Source organism: Halorubrum gandharaense (assembly GCF_054654575.1).
Window position 1 is genome coordinate 427,453 of sequence record NZ_BAAIET010000001.1, and the last position, 21,351, is coordinate 448,803.

Below are 21,351 nucleotides of genomic sequence, written 5' to 3' on the forward strand. Positions count from 1 at the left end.
CGCTGACGTGGATCCCGTGGTCATCGACGCGGACGATCGGAACCGGGTTCGCTGGCGTCCGAGACGCGGCGGTCATCCGATCACCGACGCAGGTGACCGATAACACAAGCGTATTGGGAGAAGGGACGAACGTTCGACCAACTCGGTTTTCCGAGGACCACAATCATGACTCTCACCCCCTCCCGTTTCCACCGATGAAGGACGCGCTCGGCGTCAACCCGCAGGTGCTGGCGCTCGCACTCGCCCGCATGTCCGAGTCCGTCGGAAACTCGTTTCTGGTCGTCGTGCTCCCGCTGTTCATCGCCTCGGAGTTCGTCACTGGCGCGACGTTCGGGCTCACGGAGGTTTTCATCACCGGCGTCATCCTCTCGATCTTCGGCTTCGTCAACAGTCCGCTCCAGCCGTTCACGGGGCGGCTCTCCGACCGGACGGGGAAGCGTAAGGTGTTCGTGCTGTTCGGGCTGACGCTGATCGCGGCCGCCGGCGTCGGCTACGCGTTCGCCGCCACCTACTGGCACCTGATCGGGCTGCGCGTCCTGCAGGGGGTCGCCGGCGCGTTCATCATCCCGACCACCGTCGCGCTCGTCAACGACCTCGCCACCGACGAGAACCGCGGCGGCAACATGGGGACGTACAACACGTTCCGACTGGTCGGTTTCGGCGTCGGCCCCATCGCCGCGGGCGCCGTCGTCGCCGCGGGCCCCTTCTCGATCCCCCTCGGCGTGACGACCGTCGAGCTCACCGGCTTCGACGCCGCGTTCTACTTCGCGGCCAGCACCGCGGTGCTCGCGTTCCTGCTCGTCGTGACGCTGATCCGCGATCCGGACGTGGAGCCGACCGAGAACCGCCAGACGTTCCTCGAATCGCTGGCGGTGCGAGACCGCTCGGGGAAGCAGCTGCTCGACCCCGTGTTCGCGCTCGGCGTCGTCTCCTTTTTCATGGCGGTCGGACTCGCGGTGTTCGCCACGCTGGGCGACATCGTCAACACCGAGCTGGACCAGGGTGCCGACATGTTCGGGCTTCAGTTCGCTGCCTTCGTCCTCGCGCAGATCTTCCTGCAGGCCCCGATCGGCCGTGCAACCGACTTCTACGGCCGGAAGGTGTTTATCCTCGCCGGCACGATCCTGCTCGTTCCCACGACGCTCGTGCAGGGACTGATCCCGGACTACTCGCTGGCGTTCGGGTTGATCTCCGACCCCTGGCTAATGTTCCACGCCCGGTTCCTGCAGGGGGTCGCCGGCGCGATGGTGTTCGCCCCCGCGCTCGCGCTCGCCGGGGACGTGGCGCCCGACGGCGAGTCCGGCTCGACGCTCTCCGTGCTCACGATGGCGTTCGGCTTCGGGGTCGCCGCCGGGCCGCTGCTCTCCGGCTTCCTCGTGGCGTGGGGCTTCGTCGTCCCGTTCGCGCTCGCGGCGGCGCTCGCCGCGCTCGGCGTCGTGGTCGTCGCCACGCAGGTGTCGGAGGTCAACACGCCCAGACGGCCGGTACCGCTGCTCGGCTACGTGACGTGAGGGCGGACGCGAGCCCGTCACCCTGCCGCGCCAGGTGCTCCTCACCACCATTTTGATGTGCGTTCCCTATGACCCTCCGTCATGACCGTCGACCCGTTCAATCGATGGAAGCATCACGCGGCCGTCGTCGTGGGGAGCCTCCTGCTTGCGGGCCTCCTCTTGCTGGCCGGCTACGGACCCTCTCGAACGATCGCCGCCGTCCCGTGGTTCCTCCTGTTCGCCGTGATGCTCATCGGCCCGGCGACGAAGCTCAAGCCGTCGATCCGTGACTGGTATCCGGGGAACTTCCCGTTGAACTGGCGCTCCGAACTCGGGATCTGGTTCGTCGTCTGGGCGATCGCACACATCGTCTACGTGTTTCAGGCGTTCGGCTGGACGCTCGTCGGCTTCGTCACCGGCATGAGCCCGTGGGCGGCGGCCGCCACGGTCGGGACGATCATCGCGGTGATCCTCGCGATCACCTCAAACAACACGGCGTACCAGTTCTTCGGCCCGAAAGCGTGGAAGTGGCACCAGAGCCACGGCACGTACGTCATGTTCTGGCTGCTCTCCGTTCACGTGTACGACCAGACGTTCGTCCGCGGGGCGCCGTTTCAGGATCCGCTCCACTTCGCGTACGTCGCGACGATCGTCATCGTCGTCGGGCTCCACATCGCCGCGTTCCTCAAAGTGGTCTCACACTACCGCGAACACGGAAAGTACCCGGGCGGCGTATGACATCCTCCTCGCGCTTCACAGTAGTTGCCGAACCTAGCTGAGACTCTTCACGCTGGGCGACGTTGGTTGAAAGATGGTCCAGACAGCTGAGGCGAAACAAGCCTGTCGTGCCGCTTCGACGCTGCTGTATCCGCAATTAGCGTTCGGTGTCAAACCGTGCGGGAAGTACACGAGTGAGGATTTTGAGGGCAGCGACGAGGCGTTTACGAATGTCGCTCCGCCGAACGCGCCCGGTGTCGACCCACTGGCGTACTACCGGGTCGATCCCGCGGACACGGACGAGATCGAGGTGGAGGACGAGGAGCTGATTCCGGTGTGGGAGACGACCGTCACCGTCGAGGTCGACGTGGAGAACGTCGGCTCAACCGCCGGCGACGAGACGGTGACATTGCTGGCCGACAACGAGCCCGTAACTGAGTCCACGATCGATGCCGACCCCGGCGAGTCCGCGACTGTGACGGGAACAGTTGCGTTTGACAATCCGGGTGAGCACGCAGTGGTAGTTTCGGGTGACGCGGTGGTCGACAAGAACGCGCTGACGACTGTTGAGGTTGTCGAGGAGGGCGTGGCGTCCGGCTCGCCGGCGGAACGGGATTCCGACGCCGGTCGCGTGGAAATCGACGGAGAGTCACCAGTAGATGAGCTCGGAGGCACTACGATCGGGCAGATAATCGGCGGCTTCGCCCTCCTCGCTATCGTCCTCACGACACTGCTGCTCGCGTGGTGAATGCCCCGATAATATCCCAATCCAGCGGTGCGGTGCCGTAGGATTCCGTCGTCTTTAGGCGCGGGAGGATGTCAATCTTCGAGGTGCTGGAGCAATTGTATGCCGTACGGACTGTTTTCTCAGCTTCGATGAGAACTGATCGCAGTAATTAGCTTCCGAGCCTGTTTGTGAGTCATGTGCCCGCTGCGGTAGTCGCAGATGAGGCGGAGGGTTGGAACGATACGCGGTCCATCGAGCACGGCATGAATCAGCGGAAAGTTCATTCCACCGAACTCGTCGGTTAGAAAGCCGTCAACGGCGAGCGCGTTCGCGAGGAAGATCCCATCAGTTTCTCCATCATCAAGGCCAAACATGGGCCGTCCCTCGGGGGTGTCATCACGCATAATGGTTTCAGCACATGCACAGAGCTTGCACATCATCTCCTCAAAGCATCCGATCTCAAAGCAAGGTGGAAGCCGCCACTAGGACGGCGAACAGCACGATAACGATCCCGACGGCTGCTTCCTTTCTGGCACTCTGTCGGAGTTGCTCCGCCTTCTCTTCGAGATCTCCGATGGTGACGAGCATCGGAACTGCTTCAGTACCACGAAGCACCGGTTCGTCGCCCGATTCGTCAAGCTCGCCACGGACGAGCAACTCATCGCCGTCGCGGACGATCGTCGCCTGATACCGATCCGGACTCATCGTTTTTCGGCCGCTACTGATCGTGAACTCGAACCCACTGAGGATGCCGTCCTTGCCGGTGAGCCCCCATTTCCGTAGTCGTTTGTTGATCGGATCCAGCTCACCAAGCAAGACGTCTTCCCCCGGCTCGCCGAGATAACAGTTCGGTGCCTCGAATGGGTCAGCGTTACCACCAAGGACACCAACATCGGGATCAACAAACGTGTCGGCATCGACAACGATGTCTTCCCACTCTTGAGAGATCGAGAACTCACCAACTGCAAGCCCGCTGTCAGCTGTTCGCCATTTCGTACCGCTGCGATTGCCGCTACGTTTCACTTTCTCACGGACGCGCCACGCCCGGAGCGCGGGGTCACCGTCGTTTGTGTCGGCGTCCGCAGGCGGCGTGCGGTCGGGGAGTCCTGGTTTCGAGACGGAAACCGGTCCATGTACGGTCGTTCCCGCTCCGTCGTCATGAAGCCGATCGGCGTGACTCCAGACCTCTTCAGCGGTTCGTGCACGCTCGCGGGTGCTGCGCGCGTCGTTGACCGCCAGCATGCCGAACAAGGCAATGATGCCAGCGATGATCAGTGCTACTTCAGGCATATTTCGTGGATCTCTTCAGGCTGATTGGGAGAGGGCATTTGCGCATCAGATGGGGCTACGGGTACTTCAACTAGTTGTACTGCATAGCCCACTCGTTTGAACTGGGCTCGGAGACGCGAACGACTTTCACGTCGGCTCCGCGCCAGCGTTTGGGAACGATATCGTGGGCACTGTTGCCTGACGGTTTTACGGTTCCGTTGAGGGCTTCTGGTCTTTATTCTAAATACTTCTATTAATAACGCACATTCTATAGATCTACATAAAAATAGCGGTGGGCCTGTGGGTCGCGTTAAGTTAGAGAATGAGGCGGACGATGTCTGGCCGGTGTCGCTTTCCGTCATCGGTCGCGTTGATTCTCCCACGGCGTGTTCACGACGGCGCCGACGCCCTCACTGGGGTGGAACCGGAACGACGGCTTGAGACGAGCTTGGCCGACGACGGCGTCCGCCTCCACGAGCGGACGGCGGCGAGCGGGACCCTCGAACGGAGCAAACGTTTTCAATTCGGATGTGAAATGGGCTGACGGATGCCCTCCCCACAACCCGCTACGAACGGGAAGCTTCCGACGAGCATTGGCGTCGGCGCCGCCATCCTGAACGGCGTGATGTTCACCGTAATCGGCGTTATCGCTCTTGACGATGTCGTGTACGGCGGCGTCATGGGCGTGTTGACGGCGGTCGGCGCGTTCCTGTTTCTCCCGTGGTTTCTGGGAATCTCCGCGGCACAGGAGCAGTCGGACGGCGGGCTTTCGTTTCGGGAGGCCGCCGAGCGCGTCACGCCGAGCGTCGGTCGCGGAACCTTCGGGCTCGGCCTCGAAGCCGGCGCGATCGTGATGCTCGCGGTCGCCTTCTGGCAGAACGGCGCGCCGCTCGTCGCCGGGACAGCCGTCGCGCTCACCGTCGCGCTCGCCGTGTACCTGGTCGGGTCGGTGCTGCTGACCCGATGACCACGAACAGCGTCTGGACGATCCGCACGACCGACGGCACCTTGTACGTCGGTCCGAGTGAGCTTTGCATCCGCCGAACCGTCGGTGGATGGGTCGCCGGCGTCCGCTCCGCACTTCGCGGTGGCGAGTCACCTTTCGACTGGACCACGACGCTCTCCGGGGTGGGGATGTTCCTCCTGCTCGTTTTCGGGATGGTCCTTTCGGGACTCCCGTTCGGGAGCCTGCTGGCCGGAACGCTGATCGTTGCTGTAGGGGTGGTGAGCCTCTTCCAATCGCTCGGAGTGCGGTTCGGTCGGGACCGAACGGTGACCGTTCCTGCGACGGAGATCGACCACGTGGAGTTTCACGACGGGCGCCTCACCGTCTCCGGAACGGACGGCAACAGTTGGGACGTGACGCCGGCGACCGACGCGGAGCGAGCGGACGCCGCCGTCGCGCTCCGGCTCCGCGGGTTTGAGCTTCGCGGCGCCGAGGAAGACGATGCCGTTTCTCGAACCGTCATCGACGCGCCGCCGACCGAGCTCGTACGGTGACTGGCATCCCGTCGATCACGTTTTATCCCCTGGTAATTCAGTTTCTGCTGGAATCCTTTGTAGATGACAATTCTGACTACTTCTCGGTCTATACAGACTATACACTGACGGAACGTTCCGCTCAAATGCCGAGGCTATTTTTGATTGCCGAGTCGATTTTCGCCATATCTGATGACGGGACAGATCCACTGTTCTTTTTTACACGTTCGGCGATGTCGACAACACGGATTTGACTGAGATCTGCCACTGAATCGTGATCGAGGGCAGTATCCGAAGCCAGTACTTCCACCTCAAACGGATACGTGTCTCCAGACGTGTACTGCGTTGTGAACGGAGCGATGATGGTTGTTGGTGAGTACTGATTCCCAACATCGTTCTGGATGACAACACAGGGCCGGCCCTTTCCTTGCTGTTCACTCCCTTTCGTGGGATTCAGTTCAACGATGACAATGTCGCCACGGCGTACCTGCACACTTGACTCCAGAATTCACTCGCTCCAGCCGGGCGCGTCACCGAGATGCTCGGTTGCTTCTGCGGATACTTCTTCCATTTCTTCCGCCAACTCACGAGACCGCTCGGCTCTCTTTCGATATCCTTCAGCAAGCCGTTCCTCATCTGTCGGCGGTTTGAGTATGATCTCGTCATTCACTTCAACGAATTCAACTTCGTCACCTCCTTCGATGCCACGGCGGTCCCGCAGCTCCTTCGGAATCGTCACTTGCCCCCGCTCTCCGACTTTCCGTTTGTGTTCTGGCATACCTATTCATACTTTTTTCATACTAATATAGATGTCGGTGGTATGGTCACTCAATTCGCAGTGTTCATCGACCAGATACTTCGCTTGATGGTATATCTGAAGAATAAGGTTTCAGTAGGTTTATTTCCACAAATAAACACACTGATTATTGAGAGTGTTTGAGTGTAGAACATATGGCAGAACAGAGTACCGTAGGATTCCTCGAAAAATGGCAAACGGGGGCTTTTCTGGTCGTCTCCTCCGTTCTGGGTGGTGTGATCGCATTGTACGGGTTTGGTCACGTCGTCCCGATATCACTGATTACTGGCGTTGGTGTGTTCGTTCTCGGGACGATCGTCGCCTTCGTTGCGTTGTCATTTCTCATCTACGGTCGGTGAAATTCTCCATCGGACACTGGACCGTTCGCCAGCGTCTCCGGCGTCCGTCATCCCGACACCATCCGCACCGCACGATGAGCCGCTGAACACCCCCCGCACTCTCTCGACGGTGAGGCAGCGAAAGGTTCAGGTGTTCGTTGTGTGAGGTGTGGACAATGCCGTTACGTCGCGCGTTTTCCGAGTCGACCCCCGCTCGCGGCCGAACCGCGGCGCTCCGGTGGGCCGGAGAACGGTCGTCGGGCGTCCCACGCTCCGTGTTGTACCTCCAACCGCCGGCGGTGACCGACGAGACTGTCGTCGACGCGTGGGAGCCACACGGATCGCGCGTCGAGCTCCGCCTCGACGGGTTCCGGACGCTCGTCGACGACCTGTACGAGGCGGACACCTACGAGGGCTCGTCGACGTTCATCACGGATGCGGAGCGCCGGTGGATCGTTGAGGAAGCGCTCGCCCGCATCGACGACCCAGCACATCCGCTGTACAGTCCCGACGATCCGGCGGTTGGGCTCATCGAGCAGGCCGAGGAGCTGCTGTCGCTGCTGGAGTTCGCCGGCGCAATCACGTCGACTGAAGTCGAACGACGCCTCGCCGAGGAGGGGCTTCCAGATCTCGGTCGGGACCTGTCCCGGTTCGTCACACACGTACACGATGCACGGGCGGACGGGTTCACGGACACGGCGGAGGACGGGTTCGATGACCCGACGAAGACGTTCCGGAGCGAGCGGTTCCGACACGTGCTCGATGCGGGCCCGTCGCTCGTGAGCGCCGAGCTCGACGCGACGGACGCGGTCGTCGTCGGCTCGTTTCGCGTGCTCTCGCCGCTGGAGCGCGACGTGGTCGACCTCCTCGCGAACGCGTTCGACACCGGCGTCGTGCTGACGCGGGTGACCGATGGCGCCGCACTCGGGGACGACTCGCCGGCCGGCGAGCCGACCGAAGCCCTCGGCGGCGCCGACGACGCCATCCGCCGGATCCACGAGTGGTACGCCAAGCTGGGATTCACGCCGGCGCCTCAGTCGGGGTCGGCAGCTCGATCGGCCCGGGACGCTGCAGCGGCGTCCCTCTACCGGCAGACCAGCGGGATCGACGGTGCCGACGGCCCGCACACGCTCGGACCCGACGTGTCGGTGGAGAGGCACGCGACGGTCCACCGTGAGGTACGCGCGGTCGCGCGGGAGGTTCGGTCGCTGATCGGCGCCGGCGTGGACCCCGAGGCGGTCGCCGTCGCTCCCTTCGACGAGGGGACGTACGGCGAACGGCTCGCCGACGCGCTCCACGAGGCGGACGTGCCGGTGTCGTTCTCGTCGTCACGGCCGTTTTTCGCGACGACCACCGGGAAGCTGTTCGAGGCGGCGATCAACCTCGGGACGGGGCCGGACCGACAGGCGCCGCTCGTCCGTCTGCTGTCGAACCCGCTCGTGTATCCTGACCGGGAGGAAACGACGCGTGAGGTGCTCCGGATCGCGGAGCTGCTGGAGTCCACGCGCGCGTTCACGCTCGCCGACCACGTGGCGGGGACGGACGGCGGTGCGGGTACGGGCGACGGCTCGGACCCGGACGCCGACGTGCGCACGGACGACACGAATGACGCCGAGAGTCTGGTCCGCGGGGCCGTCACCGCGTGTGAGCGGTTCGTCAACGCCGTCGACCTCGACGCCGCCCGCCGGGAGCTGTTCGACGCGCTCGGCGTTCCCGTCGACGACGGAACCGGGGTCACGGACGCGGTCGGGTTCTCCCGGCTGGTTCGCGAACGCGAGCGCCGTGCGCTCCAGGACGCGGCCGAGGTGTGTGCGTCACTAACCGCGCTTCGGCCGTCGAGTCGAGGCCGGGTCGTCGACGAGGAGGGCGCCGGTACTGACGTCGAGGACCTGCGCCGCGCGCTCGAACAGGTCTCGGTCGACACCACGGTGGGGCGCGAGTCGGACAGCGTTCGGGTATGTTCGCCGGCGGAAGCGGCTGCGAACCCGGCCGATCACGTGTTCGTCCCGGGGTTGACGACAGAGCATACGCCGTCGCCGCCGCGGCGTCTGGCGTTCGCCCGTCCGCTCAACGAGGCGCATCCGGAGTTCAAGGCGGCGGATCCGGTGGCGGGGACGCGGTACGCGTTCGCGCAGCTGCTCGCTTCCGACGCAGCGGTGACGTTCTCGGCGCCCGAGCGGAATCCGAACGGCGACCCCTACGTGCTCGCCGACCCGTTGCTGGAACTTGAACGAGTTACGGGGATGTCGGTGACTGACAGTCCACCCGCTACACCGACCCCCGCGAGGGCGGGACCGGCGACGGTCACTGACGTGCACCGGTCGCTCGCCGCCGCCATCGACTCGGACGCCACCACGCCCGAGGAGGTCGCGGCGAACGCCGGCGCGTACGACGTGGACGTTCCGGGCGCAAACGCGCCGGCTCGTCTCGCGAGCGGCGTGCGGGTCGCCGCAGCCAGAGCAACCGACGAGGTCGGCGAGTACGACGGGCACGTGGAGCCCGCGGTCGTCGACGAGCTGCGTGACGACGACCACGCGTACAGCCCGAGTCGCTTAGAGGCCTACGCCGACTGCGGGTTCAAGTACTATCTCCAGAACCTCCTCGACATCGATCCGGATGAGGAGATCACTCTCGAGTTGAACGCGCTCGATGCCGGCACGTACGTCCACGACGTGCTCGAGCGCTTCTATCGGGAGTGGCACGAGGCGGGCCACAAGGGCGTCACTGAGGCGACGCTCGGTGAGGCTGAGACAGCACTGTACACGGTTGCAGACGAACGACTTGGGGAAGTGGACGCGCGCGAAACCGTGTTTCACGACACGTGGGTCGCCGCGCTGTTCGACGGGTTGGACGTTCCGAAAAACGCGTACGGAGATGCGGACGCTGCAGCCGGCCTGTTCAAGCGGTTCCTCCGTTCGGAGGTCGAGCTCGCACCGCGTAACGCGACGCCGACGTACTTCGAGGCACACGTCGGGGTCAGACCACACGAGTCCGAGACAGGTAACCCCGGTCCCGAGGTGATCGCCGACGACCCAGTCCCGGTCCCCGGAACGGACGTAACGCTCCGTGGGAAGATCGACCGGCTCGACATCACCGACGACGGCGGGCTCGTCGGTCTAGACTACAAGACTGGAAACACGCCGAGCGAGCGCGACACGATCGACGGGCACGCGTTCCAGCTGCCCGCGTACCTCCTGATGGCCGAGAACGCGCTCGGCGGCGAGCCGATCGGTGCGTCGTACTATCAGGTCAAGCCGACCAGCTCGATCTCCCCACACGCCGGCACGATCGGTGGCGACGAAGACGCTGCACACGCACGCTGGGGCACGGATGATCCGGAGCCGTTGCGACGGTACCGGTCGCTGGAGTTCGACACCCGCGCCGAATTCCGCGAGTTCCTCCACGACACCGTCCCCGACCGGATCGACCGGATCGCGACCGCCGTCGACGACGGGTCGTTCCATCCTACGGTGCTTGACCCCGGGACGGCCGGATGCGAATACTGCTCGTACCGCGACGCGTGTGACGTTCGTCATCACCGGAGACACGCCATTCATGGAGCGCTCACCGACGCGAACATCCCGCAGTATGCGCCCGGACTCGACACGGAGGGATCACGATGACCGACGACGAGCTCTCCCTCACCCGCGCTCAGCAACGCGCCGCCCGGACGATCGACCGGAACGTCACCGTGGAGGCGGGCGCCGGGACCGGCAAAACAACGACGCTCACCGAGCGGTACCTCACGATCCTCCGCGCCCACCTCGACGAACCGGAGTGTCTTGACGCCGGCGAGGACGAACCGCCCTATCAGGTCCCGGACGACATCGACCGGATCACCGATCCGGCTGCAGCCCGCCGGCTCCCCGAGCGCATCGTCGTGACGACGTTCACCGACCGCGCCGCGGAGGACCTGAAACGCTCCATCCGTGAGAAGATCCGCGAGCGACTGGCGGAGATCGACGATCCGGATCGGTGGGCCGTCTGGCGAGCCGCCGCCGACGGGGTCGAGGCGGGCTACATCGACACAACGCACGGGTTCTGTAGCCGCATCCTCGAGGAGTACGCCATCACGCACCCCGAGGTCGACCCCGACTTCGAGGTGATGGAAGACGACGACACCGCACGGGTCCGCCGGACGGTCGCCACCGAGCTCGTCGAATCCGAGCCGCCGGAGACGCGCGGGCTCGCCACTGTGTTCGACCGACGAAAGCTCGTGGACGTGCTCGTCGGGCTCATCTCGGAGGCCGACATGACCGAGGCGTGGATCGACGAGATCCGTGACCTAGAAGACCCGGACGCGTACGAGGCTCACCTCGTCGAGCTGCATCCACTGGATGCCGACCCGAAGCGGCTCCTTGACGACATTGCCGACGATCTCGACACGCTGCGCGAGCTGTACGGTGACGAGGCAGTGGCTGACAAACTGGGGGCGAACCCGATGAATCGCGTGGGCAATGACGTCCTCGCGCTCTACGAGGAGCTCACCGGCGTCGACATCGGGGCGGCGTCTCCCATCGAACGGCTTTCGCTGTGTCTTCGGCTCTGTGACGCGCTGACGAACAGCGACGGCGACCAGTACGGGGACGGCACCTACTACGGCAACAAGGCGTTCCGGGAGAGCGACGATCCGACGGCCACGCGTTTCCGCGCGGCGATGGACGGCGTCCTCGACGCCCTCGAACCCGAAACACGGCCGACGGACGCCTCACTCGACCCGGACCGCGATGCACACGAGCTGCTCGTCGCGCTCGCTGACCTCGCAGAGACGGCACTCGAGGAGTACGCCGACCGCAAACGCCAACGGGGCGTACTCGACTACAACGACCTCATCAGCCACACGCTCACGTTCCTCGCCGGCGAGAACGCTCTGACCGAACCGGACGAGTCCGAGCACGCCGGCACCAACGGGGACGCAGTCACCGAGCTTCGCGAGAACCTCCGGTACGTCATGGTCGACGAGTTCCAGGACACGAACACGCGCCAGTGGCAGCTCGTACAGGCGCTCACGAGCGGTGGAGACCCGTTCGACGCGGACAACGTGTGCGTGGTCGGCGACGTAAAACAGAGCATCTACCGCTTCCGCGACGCCGACGTCACCGTCTTCGGCGACGCCGCCGACACGATACACGCCGCGAACGCGGCAAACGACCTCGGCGAATGCGGCCCCGCGCTCGACACCAACTTCCGCACGCTCCCCGAGACGCTCCACGCGATCAACGGCTTGTTCGACCACGTACTCGGGTATGGCGACGACGAGCCGTACGAGGCCGTCAGCGGTCCTTTATCCGCCGGGCGCAACACCCCCGAGGGCCTCGATCCGGTCGTCGAGTATCTCCCTGTCCCGGTCGAGACCGACCTGCGCGAGCGGTATCTCGGTGCGGACCACGACCTCACCGCGCTTCCGGAGTCCGAACCGGCCGACATCGAGGCCGCCGTGATCGCCAACCGCATCGCCGGACTGCTCAACGCGGGGACGCCCGTCACCGGCCATTCGGATGCTGACGATTCGGAACCTGTCGACGCCGACCTCGATTCGGGCACCAATACTCGCACTCGCTCCGTCGAACCCGAGGATGTCGCCGTCCTCATCCGCTCTCGCAGCGACCTGAAGGATTACGAACGTGGGCTTCGCGCCGCGAACGTCCCGTACACCGTGATCAAGGGGGAGGGGTTCTTCGAGACCCCCGAGATCCGCGCGCTCGTCGCTCTCCTGAACGCGCTCGCCGATCCCACCGACGATATCGCGCTGTACGCCACCGCCCGCTCCCCGCTGTGCGGGCTCACCGACACGCAGCTTGCGGCGGCTGCGGCTGCTGCTGCTGGTCTGCACGACCGCGACGATTCGGCGGACGCTGCACCGCTCTGGAACGCGCTCCAAGCGAGCGACGACCCGGAGGTCGCCTCCGCCGTTGCGGACCTTCAACGGTGGCGAGAGTACGCCGGCGTCGCCGACGCGCCCGGTGTGAACGTCGATGGGTGGGTCGCGCTACTCGACCGGATCCTCGCCGAGACCGGATATCTCGCGGCGATCGCTGCTGACGAGCGCGGGATCGCGGCGCTCGCGAACGTCGACAAGCTCCGGGACAAACTCCGCGAGTTCGACACCAGCGGTGTTCCGAGCCTCGACCGCGTCACGGCCCGACTCACCGATCAGGCCGAGCAGGGCCGAAGCGAGGCGGAGGCCAACGACGCCGCCGACGCCAGCGGTGTGCGGATCATGACCGTTCACGAGGCGAAAGGCCAGGAGTACCCCGTCGTCGTCGTGCCCGGCCTCGGCAAGGGGTTCAACGACCGTGCCCGTCTCAGCAACGGCAGCATCGAGTACGAGCGCGTGCCGGTCGCGGGTGAGCGCCGTCCGCTGCTGGGACTGAACGTTCCCACGGCCGACCGTACGGACGCCGACGCGACGCTCATGCGCCACGTCGCCCGTGACCGCCGGCGAGCAGAGGAGCATGCCGAGGAGAAGCGCATCCTCTACGTCGCCGCCACCCGTGCCGAGGACCATCTCGTCCTCACCGGGCGGCACCCGGCCGACGACGACCACGAAACTGGCGTCGACCAGCCGGACCCGGAGGAGCCGTCCTCGTACCGGGACTGGCTCCAACCCGCACTGTTCGGAGCCGAGGAGGAAGCAGCCGCCGCGAACTGGGAGGCGCTCGAAGACGAGGGGTCGTTCACCGCTACGCTCCCGTATGCGCTCGACGGCGAGACGAAAACCGGAGCGGTGACCGTGAGGCTTCCTCCCGAAACCGAGCGCTACGACCACGATCCCGACCCCATTCCGGCGTCGACGACGCGGACGGCGTACGCGTACGACCAGCCTTGGGAGTTCCAACTCTCCGCCTCCGACCTCAGCCGCATTCCAGCGGGGAGTGCTGAGATTCGGGTCCACGACGACACCCGGCGGGTCACGGCCGGCGCCACGGAGTACGACGGCGAGGCACCTGGGGACGACCAGTACGAGGACGACTATCCGACCGCGGAGGACTACGCCACCTCCGAGGACGCTCCGACCGGTGACGACTCCCCTTCCACTGACGACTCCGCCACCGCCGGCAGCCGCGCCGGCGACATCCCGGCGGCCATCTACGGCCACGCCGTTCACCGGCTCTGTGAAACCCGGCCGCCGGCCGAGAAGCGTCGGCACGTGATCGACCAGGCGATCCGGGAGCAACACGACCGCAGGGTAGGCGGCTCCGACGCCACGTATCCGGATTCGGCGTACGACGCCATTGAGGCCGACTCGGACGCCGCCATCGCGTACCTTGACGAGTTACACGGGGAACTCGGCGTTCAGCACACTCACGACGAGTACTACATCGAACTGGACCTCGACGACGGCACCGTCAGCGGGTTCATCGACCACCTCGTCGTCACGCCGACGGTGTTCCACATCGTCGACTACAAAACCGACCGGAAATCTCCGGGACAGTCGACCGACGAGTTCCTGGCCGAGCAGGCCACACACCACCGCCCGCAGCTGGTGGCGTACGCCGCCGCGCTCGCCCAGCAGGATCCGACGCGTGGCGTGGCTGCGACGCTCTACTTCACGGACGTGGACGAGCCGTTCACGTGGGAACCGGCGGAGCTCGACGACCCGATACGAGACGCCACCGACCAACTCCGGTCGATCCTCGGCGACACGCCCGTTGGGGTTGGAGACGAGTAGCCGGCGGTCGCTCCCGCGTTGACGAGGGATTCGGAGCGCTTAGTGCTGACCCGACTCCGGGCTATACAGACTCCTTGTTGAGTGGTATCGGGAGTCAGTATTGCAATTCGTCATCGGCGGTAGAGTATACGCTCTTGTGTAGCACATTGTTGATGGAGAGCCCTCTTGCGATTCTGTTGTGAGCTGGACGGAGCAAGAACTGGCGCTGCAGCGGCTCTAACGGCCAGCTACTGAGTGGCGTCTGCAACGAGAGGGTGTATCAACAATCTCCTACGGAAGAGCGAGAGTATATAAACCGTCGAGAGTGGCGGTGACGCTCTCCTTATAAATGGGGTGCGGTGGCGCGCCCGGCGAGCGCCCGCGGGCGCTCGCCGGCGTGCGAGGGAGTCGTCGCCGCAGGCGACGACGAGGCTGGGGAGGCGTGAGGTGCGGTTGCTGTGCTGTGCGGGGCGGGACTCAAAGGGGCAGCCAGCTCCGGGACGACGGGCGACGTAAGCACCACAGCGGGCGGTGCTGAGAGCGAGGAGCGCAGCAAGCCCCTCGACCGGAGCCGGCTGGGGCTTTGCAGGCGGTCCTCACCGGCGAACTCCCGGCGACTCACCGATCATTCACGCCTTATAAACGAAGTACGACACCATCTACGACCTACTTATAAATACCGCACCCACTCACGTAATACACCCACTCCCGAAGTCGATCAGCAAGCAGTCGCCTTCGACCGGCTGTTTCAGTCACGATTGCGTCTGAAGGGGGGTTTCAACGGAGCCACAGAGCCGTATTCTCAGCGCTTTCGGATCGTCCGGAGGACGTGGTGGTTCCCGTGGTCCGCCTCGTCGGGCCAACGGGTCGGGGTGGGGTCTCCCGCCGGCGTCGGGGGGCGAGAGGCTAGGGCTGGCCGACGTCGCCGACGACGGTGCGGGTCTGCTGGCGCATGAACTGCTGGAGGTACCACGGACCGCCGGCGAACTTGCCGGTCGTTCCGGAGTACTTCCAGCCGCCGAACGGCTGCGCTTCGACGAGCGCTCCCGTCGTCGCGCTCTGCTCGCGGTTCACGTAGCACATCCCGGCCTCGATCCGGTCGAACCAGGCATCGACCTCCGCTTTGTCCTCGGTGAAGAGCCCGGCACAGAGCGCGTAGTCGCTGTCGTTGGACTTGGTGATCGCCTCGTCGAGGTCCGAGACGGGGTGGATGGTGACGAACGGGAGGAAGTGTTCGTCGGTCGCGAGCGCGTGGTCGTGTGAAAGGCCCGTGACGACGGTGGGCTCCACGTAGCGTCCCTCGGGGAGATCCGAGCGCTCGACGTGGCTTCCACCGCACTCGATCGTCCCATCGGCGGCGGCCGACTCACAGATGTCGTCGTATCGCTCGATGGCGCCCTCGTCGATCAGCGGCGAGACGACGGTCTCCTGGTTTTCGGGCTGGCCGACGGCGAGCGCTTTCGTCTCCTCGATCAGCTGCTCGGTGAACTCCTCGGCGACGTCCTCGTGAACGTACACGCGAGACGTTGCGGAGCACTTCTGTCCGCTGAACGAGAACGCGCCGTACTTCACGCCGGAGACGGCCTTCGAGACGTCCGCGCTGTCGGAGACGATGACGGGGTTCTTGCCGCCGAGCTCGGCGATGACGGGGCCGTGCTTGCCCATCTCGTCGAACGTCCGCTGGATCTCCATCCCGACCTTGCGGGATCCGGTGAACGCGAACCCGGCGACGTCCTCGTGTTCGATCATCGGCTGGCCGACGTCGCGACCGCCGCCGGTGACCAGGTTCGCGACGCCGTCCGGAATGCCGGCCTCCTCCAGGATCTCGAAGAACGTGTGCGCCACCAGCGGGGTGGTGCTCGCCGGCTTGACCACCGCCGTGTTGCCGGTGATCAGCGCGCCGGTGGTCATCCCGACGAGGATCGCGAACGGGAAGTTGAAGGGCGCGACGACGCCGATTACGCCGTACGGCTGGAGGTCGCTCACACAGCGCTGGCCGGGAGTTGGCTCCCGTTCCTCCGCGTTGTACCCCTCGTTCTTCTCGAGTTCGTGGCTATAGTATCGGAGGAAGTCGATCGCCTCGTCGACCTCGGCGATCGCCTCGTTACGGGTCTTCCCGTTCTCGTAGGCCATCAACGCCGTGACCTCGAACTTCCGGTCCTGGATGATGTCCGCGGCCTCGCGGAAGATCTTCGCTCGCTCCTCCCAGGAGGTCTCCTTCCACTCGTCGAACGCGGCGCTCGCCGCCGCGACGGCGTCGTCCACGTGCGTCTCGTCGCCGGCGGCAAACTCCCCGAGCACCTGGTCGGTGTCGCCGGGATTCGTGACGGTGAACGTCTCGTCGGTCTCGACGGCCTCCCCGTCGATCCGGAGCGGGTAGCTCGCGCCAAAGTCGACGCGAACGTCGTCGACGGCGGCCTCGTAGGCCGCGTGGAACTCGTCCATCGTCTCCGCCTCCGTGTGCTTTTGAACCGTGAGCTCGTTCTCGAACTGACTGGGTGCCATTACGTGGTGTTCACTCCTGCGCGGGGCTTGAATGTGCCGAACAGGTTCAGTGCCCGGTGATCTCGCGGCACCGTCCGGATCGGGTTGGCCATCGAGTCTGTTTTCCCCGAACGAGGCTGGATCCCGAAGAGTATCCTTCCGGCGTTACGAGGGGAGCTCGAAGGAGCCTACTGCAGCAGATATTTCGATGATCCCTCACTCCGCTGCAGCGAGGTCACGTCACGTATCGAGTTTCTTGAGTTCCTCCAATCCGCCGTTCGCCAACGTCACTACAGTGTAGGAACGTTTCTGCGTGTCCGAACACAGGTTACTCGATCGTCGGATCGAACCACTTGGAACTCGCCGTCGTGCTCCGCGGTGAGCCACTCTCACATTCAGCGCTCGTAGCGGACCCACTTAAAAGGGGAACCGTCGAGCCCGCCGGTGGCCCCTCGACAGTGTAGTGAACGGAGACATCGTCGGATCATACGCGAGGCCTACCCGATACAACCACGTCACAACCAGTCAAACCGGAGATCAACATATCAACACTGAATTCGTCACACGGAATGTCTGGGCGGTACGTTGGCCGGGATTCGGCGATGTCCCATTCGATGCTCACATTGTACACACGCCAAGGTCTATGTATCTTGGCTCACAATGTACACATATGAGTAGCGATAAAAAGCGTGTCCAGTTTCGGGCACCTCACCGCCTCATCGATCGCACCGATGCTCTCGCAGACGTGCTCGGAGAGGATCGGACGGACATCCTCGTCACGGCGCTCCGGGAATATCTTCAGGAGGCTGCTCACGATGATGCACTCATTCAGGAGATTGCCGCCGCGTACTACGACGATGAAATCACCTTTGAACAGCTTAAAGCGCTTGTCGGTGCAGAAGAAGCCGCAAATATTCGAGCGTTGAAACAGCAGTTGAACGAGGATTTCGTCGACGAGGTCGCCGACGTATAGATGTCGTGGCTCGTCGCGGACACCTCTGCTCTTGTTAGTCTCGGAACCGTCGCTGATGCCGACGCGAACCCACTCTCGATCTGTCTCGAACGTTACGAAGTGGTTCTTCCGACGGCGGTCGTTGAGGAACTCGAAGAGGTCGCGTCCTACGGTGACATCCACGGCCGGGCGGCGTCCGCCGTGCTCAACCGACGTGACGCGTTCGAGACCCGGTCCGTCGATCTCGACGCCGAATTTCCGCTGGATGACGGTGAAAACGCCGCGGTTACGCTGGCAAACGAACTCGACGTTGCACTCCTGTTATGTGACGAGTTCAACCAGCTCGGTTTGGTCCACGCGTCGCTCGCTGATACCCGGCTCGTCACGACGCCGACATTGCTGTCCGTACTCGTTCGAACAGAACAGCTCTCCGGTGCCGAAGCGCGAGAGATTCTCGACGGTATCAGCAACGCTCGCAGCTGGGACGCGAACAGCTACATCCTTCGGGCCCGATCGATGCTTGAGAAAAGCTGAATGCCTGTATCTCGAAGCCGCACCGCTTGAGCCCAAAGAGGTGGACGAACACTTTTGGTTGAAAGACCAGAACAATCGCCAATGACCGACTATCTGGAGCCGACCGAGGAGTACGACGGGCGAATACGAGTCACCCTCCTCGCCGACGGCTCCGGAAAACGAGTGCGTCCGTGTTCGTCCTACTCCCGTGCTATTGAACTCGTCAAACAGCACCAGCACGATGTCACGGTCGCAAAGATCGTCGACCGCGACGGCGACGTGGTGTTCACCTCCGCCGACATGGACATCGACGTCTGGGAGTCGGTCTGGGAGAACGAGAAGCGCCGGCAGTCGGTGAACGTTGGAGAACGCGACTGTCCGTACGACAGCATCTCCTGTTTCTTCGACGACCGCTGTGTGCAGTGTAAGATGGACAAGCTCCAAGGGCAGCGCTGATCGGTCTCCCCCTCATTCCACCTTCGACCCCAACACGCCAGCCTGCCGAGCGTTTAAGCCCACCCTTGCTGAACGATCGCCATGAACGAGGCGGCGGTGTTCGGGCACGTCGTCGACGAGCTCCGCGACCGCGACTACGACCCGCTCGTGCACGTACCCGACGCGCACAGCGAGACGTACCGTGACGTGTTGGACCGCTGTCGGTCCCACGAGATCACGATCCGGGGTCGGTACCCCGACGTACTCGGGTTCACGAACACGAACCGCGTGTTCGCCGTCGAGGTGAAAGGGTCGAGCAACGTCCTCCGCGGCATCGGGCAGGCGCTCACCTACCAGCAGGGCGCACACGTCTCGTATCTCGCCGGCCACGAGCCCACCGTCGCCTCACACACGTCGTTGCTTCAGTCCAAGGGTGTCGGCGTCATCGGCGTGCACGATGACGGCGTGGACACGTGGAGCGCGCCGCCGAGCGCCGAGTCGACCGCGGAGGTCGCCGACATCGAGGGCCAGCTCTCGCTTCGCCTCCGAGGCAACGAGTTCGGCGGCGACATCACGACGCTCAGTCTCGCACAGCCGCTGAACTACCTCGCGCCGGTCGTCGCCCTCGACCGGTACGGCCCCCTGGCGCGCGACGAACTCGTCGACGTGCTCGCCGACGAGTACAGCTTCGGCGCCGGCGACTCCGCGGCCACGAGCGCGCACACGCTCGGACTGCTCACCACTGGTACGACACACGAGTTAACCGACCAAGGCGAGCTGTCGGCGACCGTCCTCCGCGGCTACGGCGTCGAGGCGCTCGACGACCTCCGTCTGCTCAAGGAGGACGTTCGGGGAAGCACCGTCGTCGACACCCACCCGCCGCTCGCGACGCTGCTCCGCAACGCGTTCGCCAGCCACCCCGAGTTCGGTCTGCTTCTCGACGCCCTTCGCAAGGAGGGACCGCGCGTCCACTTTCTCGACCTCGTGGGGCGCCTCGTCCACGAGTACCCGAACGTGTTCCTGAGCGCGTTCTGCACCACCCGCGGGACGGGCCGCGCCCGCGAACTCATCGAGCGCGGCGAGACCGCCCGGCTCTACACCGACCGCTCCGTCTGGACGGACGTGGTTCGCAACAACGTGCTGTTCAACTTCGTCCAGCAGCTCAAACACGTCGGCATTCTCACCGCCGACACACGGAGTCACAGCGGCGCGATCAGCGAGTACGACCCCGACGAGAAGCCGTGGCTGGTGCGCAACGTGGCGTAGGCCCCCGTGGGTCGGAACGCCAGTTGGTGGGAAGGCGATTCCCGCTCTCACCGCTGTTCCACTCGTCACGTCTCCAACATCTTCATTACCGCTCCCGGTGTTCTCGGCGGCGTGTGCCTCCACACTCCCGACGAGGTCGACCGCGAGCGCGCCCACCACCAGGCCGTCATCCAGGGAGCGGACAACATCGACGCCAAGCGCGCCGGCAATCTCGGCGAACTCGCCTTCGAATCGTTCTGCCGGGAGTATCTGCCCGTCGAGCTCTGGGACTGGCTCAACGAGGAGGCGATCCGGCGGTGCAACCCCGAGAGCTTCTCCGGGCACGACTTCGAGGTGTTCGGCTACGAAGTCGACGTGAAAACCTCTCGTGACGTGTCCGCGTTTCGTCCGGCGACGCTTCTCGAGAACGACCCCGACGACGATATCGTCGTCATGGTCTGGCATCGCGACAAGGAGGACGCGCTCATCCTCCTCGGCTGGGAGCGCACGGAGACCCTTCGCTCGAAAGTCGAGTCCCAGGACGCCTACTCGGGAGACGAGCCGGCGAAACTGGCACACCTCGCGGCTCGCCCGATGAACGAGCTCCACGAGCTCGGCCCGAACACGGCGCACATGAACCAGACGCCGGACAACCCCTTTGCGCCCGGCGACCGCGTGCGCAAGGCGGACGACGCCGACGCGTCGGTCGCCGTCGTCGTCGAAGTCCTCCCGCCGGAGACGGACGTGAGCCTGTACGGGCAGCCCATGGACGGCGAAGCCGTCAGCGTCGCCTTCCCGAACGCGCTGGATGACGGGCCCGGCGACTGGCGGACCATTCATCCAGCCAAGCTCGCCTCCTACTGTGCCGACCAGGAGATCGGCCTGTACACCTACAAGCACACCAACCTCGAATATGCCGACAATCCGTTCGTCCCCGGCGACTACGTCATCAAGCCGGACTACGAGGACCCCGACCTCGCCGTCGTCACGGCCGTCGACGACGGCGAGGTCAGCGTCGCGTTCCGCAACCAGTTCGAGCCCGACGACGAGTACGTCCATCCCTCGGAGATAGCGGAGTACTGCGCGCGGAACGGGATTCAGGAGTACTCCTACACCCACGAGGCGCTGGAGCACTCGGCAGTAGACTGGTGATATCTGGTGTATCCCCGATCAATTCCAAAGAAACTCCGCGGTGATGTCTCAAAAGAGATACCAGCGGGAACGGGAATCCGGACGACATCGACGAGAGCGGTCG

The 21,351-nt window shown here is 64.5% G+C and carries 17 protein-coding genes and 2 pseudogenes; 13 read left to right on the plus strand and 6 right to left on the minus strand.

Features of this window, described 5'->3' with window-relative positions:
• Positions 1-194: 194 nt before the first annotated feature.
• From ACYQ07_RS02080 to ACYQ07_RS02090, 3 genes are all read left to right on the plus strand, one after another.
• Positions 195-1,511, plus strand: coding sequence for an MFS transporter (locus ACYQ07_RS02080; RefSeq protein WP_459876696.1), 1,317 nt, complete (start codon positions 195-197; stop codon positions 1,509-1,511).
• Positions 1,512-1,592: 81 nt separating this feature from the next.
• On the plus strand, positions 1,593-2,228 hold the full coding sequence (locus tag ACYQ07_RS02085) for a hypothetical protein (protein WP_459876699.1): 636 nt from the start codon (positions 1,593-1,595) through the stop codon (positions 2,226-2,228).
• A gap of 73 nt (positions 2,229-2,301) precedes the next feature.
• Positions 2,302-2,955: a hypothetical protein gene (locus tag ACYQ07_RS02090; RefSeq protein WP_459876702.1), complete on the plus strand. Its 654-nt coding sequence runs from the start codon at positions 2,302-2,304 to the stop codon at positions 2,953-2,955.
• 119 nt (positions 2,956-3,074) lie between these two features.
• Here ACYQ07_RS02090 and ACYQ07_RS02095 read toward each other — a convergent pair.
• From ACYQ07_RS02095 to ACYQ07_RS02105, 3 genes and pseudogenes are all read right to left on the minus strand, one after another.
• Positions 3,075-3,335, minus strand: a pseudogene (locus tag ACYQ07_RS02095) (hypothetical protein); the annotation flags it as partial.
• 58 nt (positions 3,336-3,393) lie between these two features.
• On the minus strand, positions 3,394-4,224 hold the full coding sequence (locus tag ACYQ07_RS02100; protein WP_459876705.1) for a hypothetical protein: 831 nt from the start codon (positions 4,222-4,224) through the stop codon (positions 3,394-3,396).
• Positions 4,225-4,294: 70 nt separating this feature from the next.
• Positions 4,295-4,432 (minus strand): annotated as a pseudogene (locus ACYQ07_RS02105) (DUF2080 family transposase-associated protein); the annotation flags it as partial.
• Positions 4,433-4,750: 318 nt separating this feature from the next.
• Between ACYQ07_RS02105 and ACYQ07_RS02110 the strand changes: the two are divergent.
• Complete coding sequence (locus ACYQ07_RS02110) at positions 4,751-5,170, plus strand: hypothetical protein (protein WP_459876707.1); 420 nt, start codon at positions 4,751-4,753, stop codon at positions 5,168-5,170.
• Positions 5,167-5,703: a hypothetical protein gene (locus tag ACYQ07_RS02115; protein WP_459876710.1), complete on the plus strand. Its 537-nt coding sequence runs from the start codon at positions 5,167-5,169 to the stop codon at positions 5,701-5,703. Before ACYQ07_RS02110 ends, ACYQ07_RS02115 begins: the two co-directional genes overlap by 4 nt.
• 121 nt (positions 5,704-5,824) lie before the next feature.
• Here ACYQ07_RS02115 and ACYQ07_RS02120 read toward each other — a convergent pair whose 3' ends face one another.
• Complete coding sequence (locus ACYQ07_RS02120; protein ID WP_459876713.1) at positions 5,825-6,175, minus strand: type II toxin-antitoxin system PemK/MazF family toxin; 351 nt, start codon at positions 6,173-6,175, stop codon at positions 5,825-5,827.
• 15 nt (positions 6,176-6,190) lie between these two features.
• Entirely contained in the window at positions 6,191-6,460 is a 270-nt protein-coding gene (locus tag ACYQ07_RS02125; RefSeq protein WP_459876716.1) for an AbrB/MazE/SpoVT family DNA-binding domain-containing protein, read from the minus strand.
• 173 nt (positions 6,461-6,633) lie between these two features.
• Here ACYQ07_RS02125 and ACYQ07_RS02130 point away from each other — a divergent pair, with 173 nt between their 5' ends.
• From ACYQ07_RS02130 to ACYQ07_RS02140, 3 genes are all read left to right on the plus strand, one after another.
• A complete protein-coding gene (locus ACYQ07_RS02130) occupies positions 6,634-6,837 on the plus strand; it encodes a DUF8144 family membrane protein (RefSeq protein WP_459876719.1) in 204 nt (67 codons plus the stop codon).
• 155 nt (positions 6,838-6,992) lie between these two features.
• Positions 6,993-10,439 (plus strand): PD-(D/E)XK nuclease family protein, encoded by a 3,447-nt coding sequence (locus tag ACYQ07_RS02135; RefSeq protein WP_459876721.1) that lies wholly within the window; start codon positions 6,993-6,995, stop codon positions 10,437-10,439.
• Entirely contained in the window at positions 10,436-14,488 is a 4,053-nt protein-coding gene (locus ACYQ07_RS02140) for a UvrD-helicase domain-containing protein (protein WP_459876724.1), read from the plus strand. Before ACYQ07_RS02135 ends, ACYQ07_RS02140 begins: the two co-directional genes overlap by 4 nt.
• A gap of 885 nt (positions 14,489-15,373) precedes the next feature.
• Here the strand turns inward: ACYQ07_RS02140 and ACYQ07_RS02145 are convergent.
• A complete protein-coding gene (locus ACYQ07_RS02145; protein WP_459876727.1) occupies positions 15,374-16,972 on the minus strand; it encodes an aldehyde dehydrogenase family protein in 1,599 nt (532 codons plus the stop codon).
• A gap of 649 nt (positions 16,973-17,621) precedes the next feature.
• On the opposite strand from ACYQ07_RS02145, the gene ACYQ07_RS02150 reads away from it, so the two are divergent.
• The 5 genes from ACYQ07_RS02150 (at position 17,622) to ACYQ07_RS02170 (ending at position 21,248) form a co-directional block, all read left to right on the plus strand.
• Positions 17,622-17,924: a hypothetical protein gene (locus ACYQ07_RS02150; protein WP_459876730.1), complete on the plus strand. Its 303-nt coding sequence runs from the start codon at positions 17,622-17,624 to the stop codon at positions 17,922-17,924.
• Positions 17,925-18,437: a PIN domain-containing protein gene (locus ACYQ07_RS02155; protein ID WP_459876733.1), complete on the plus strand. Its 513-nt coding sequence runs from the start codon at positions 17,925-17,927 to the stop codon at positions 18,435-18,437.
• A gap of 81 nt (positions 18,438-18,518) precedes the next feature.
• Positions 18,519-18,872: a hypothetical protein gene (locus tag ACYQ07_RS02160; RefSeq protein ID WP_459876736.1), complete on the plus strand. Its 354-nt coding sequence runs from the start codon at positions 18,519-18,521 to the stop codon at positions 18,870-18,872.
• Between the two features lie 81 nt (positions 18,873-18,953).
• On the plus strand, positions 18,954-20,117 hold the full coding sequence (locus ACYQ07_RS02165; RefSeq protein ID WP_459876739.1) for a hypothetical protein: 1,164 nt from the start codon (positions 18,954-18,956) through the stop codon (positions 20,115-20,117).
• Positions 20,118-20,228: 111 nt separating this feature from the next.
• The gene (locus tag ACYQ07_RS02170) at positions 20,229-21,248 is read left to right on the plus strand and encodes a DUF7961 domain-containing protein (protein ID WP_459876742.1); all 1,020 of its coding nucleotides are present in this window, start codon (positions 20,229-20,231) and stop codon (positions 21,246-21,248) included.
• Positions 21,249-21,351 lie beyond the last annotated feature (103 nt).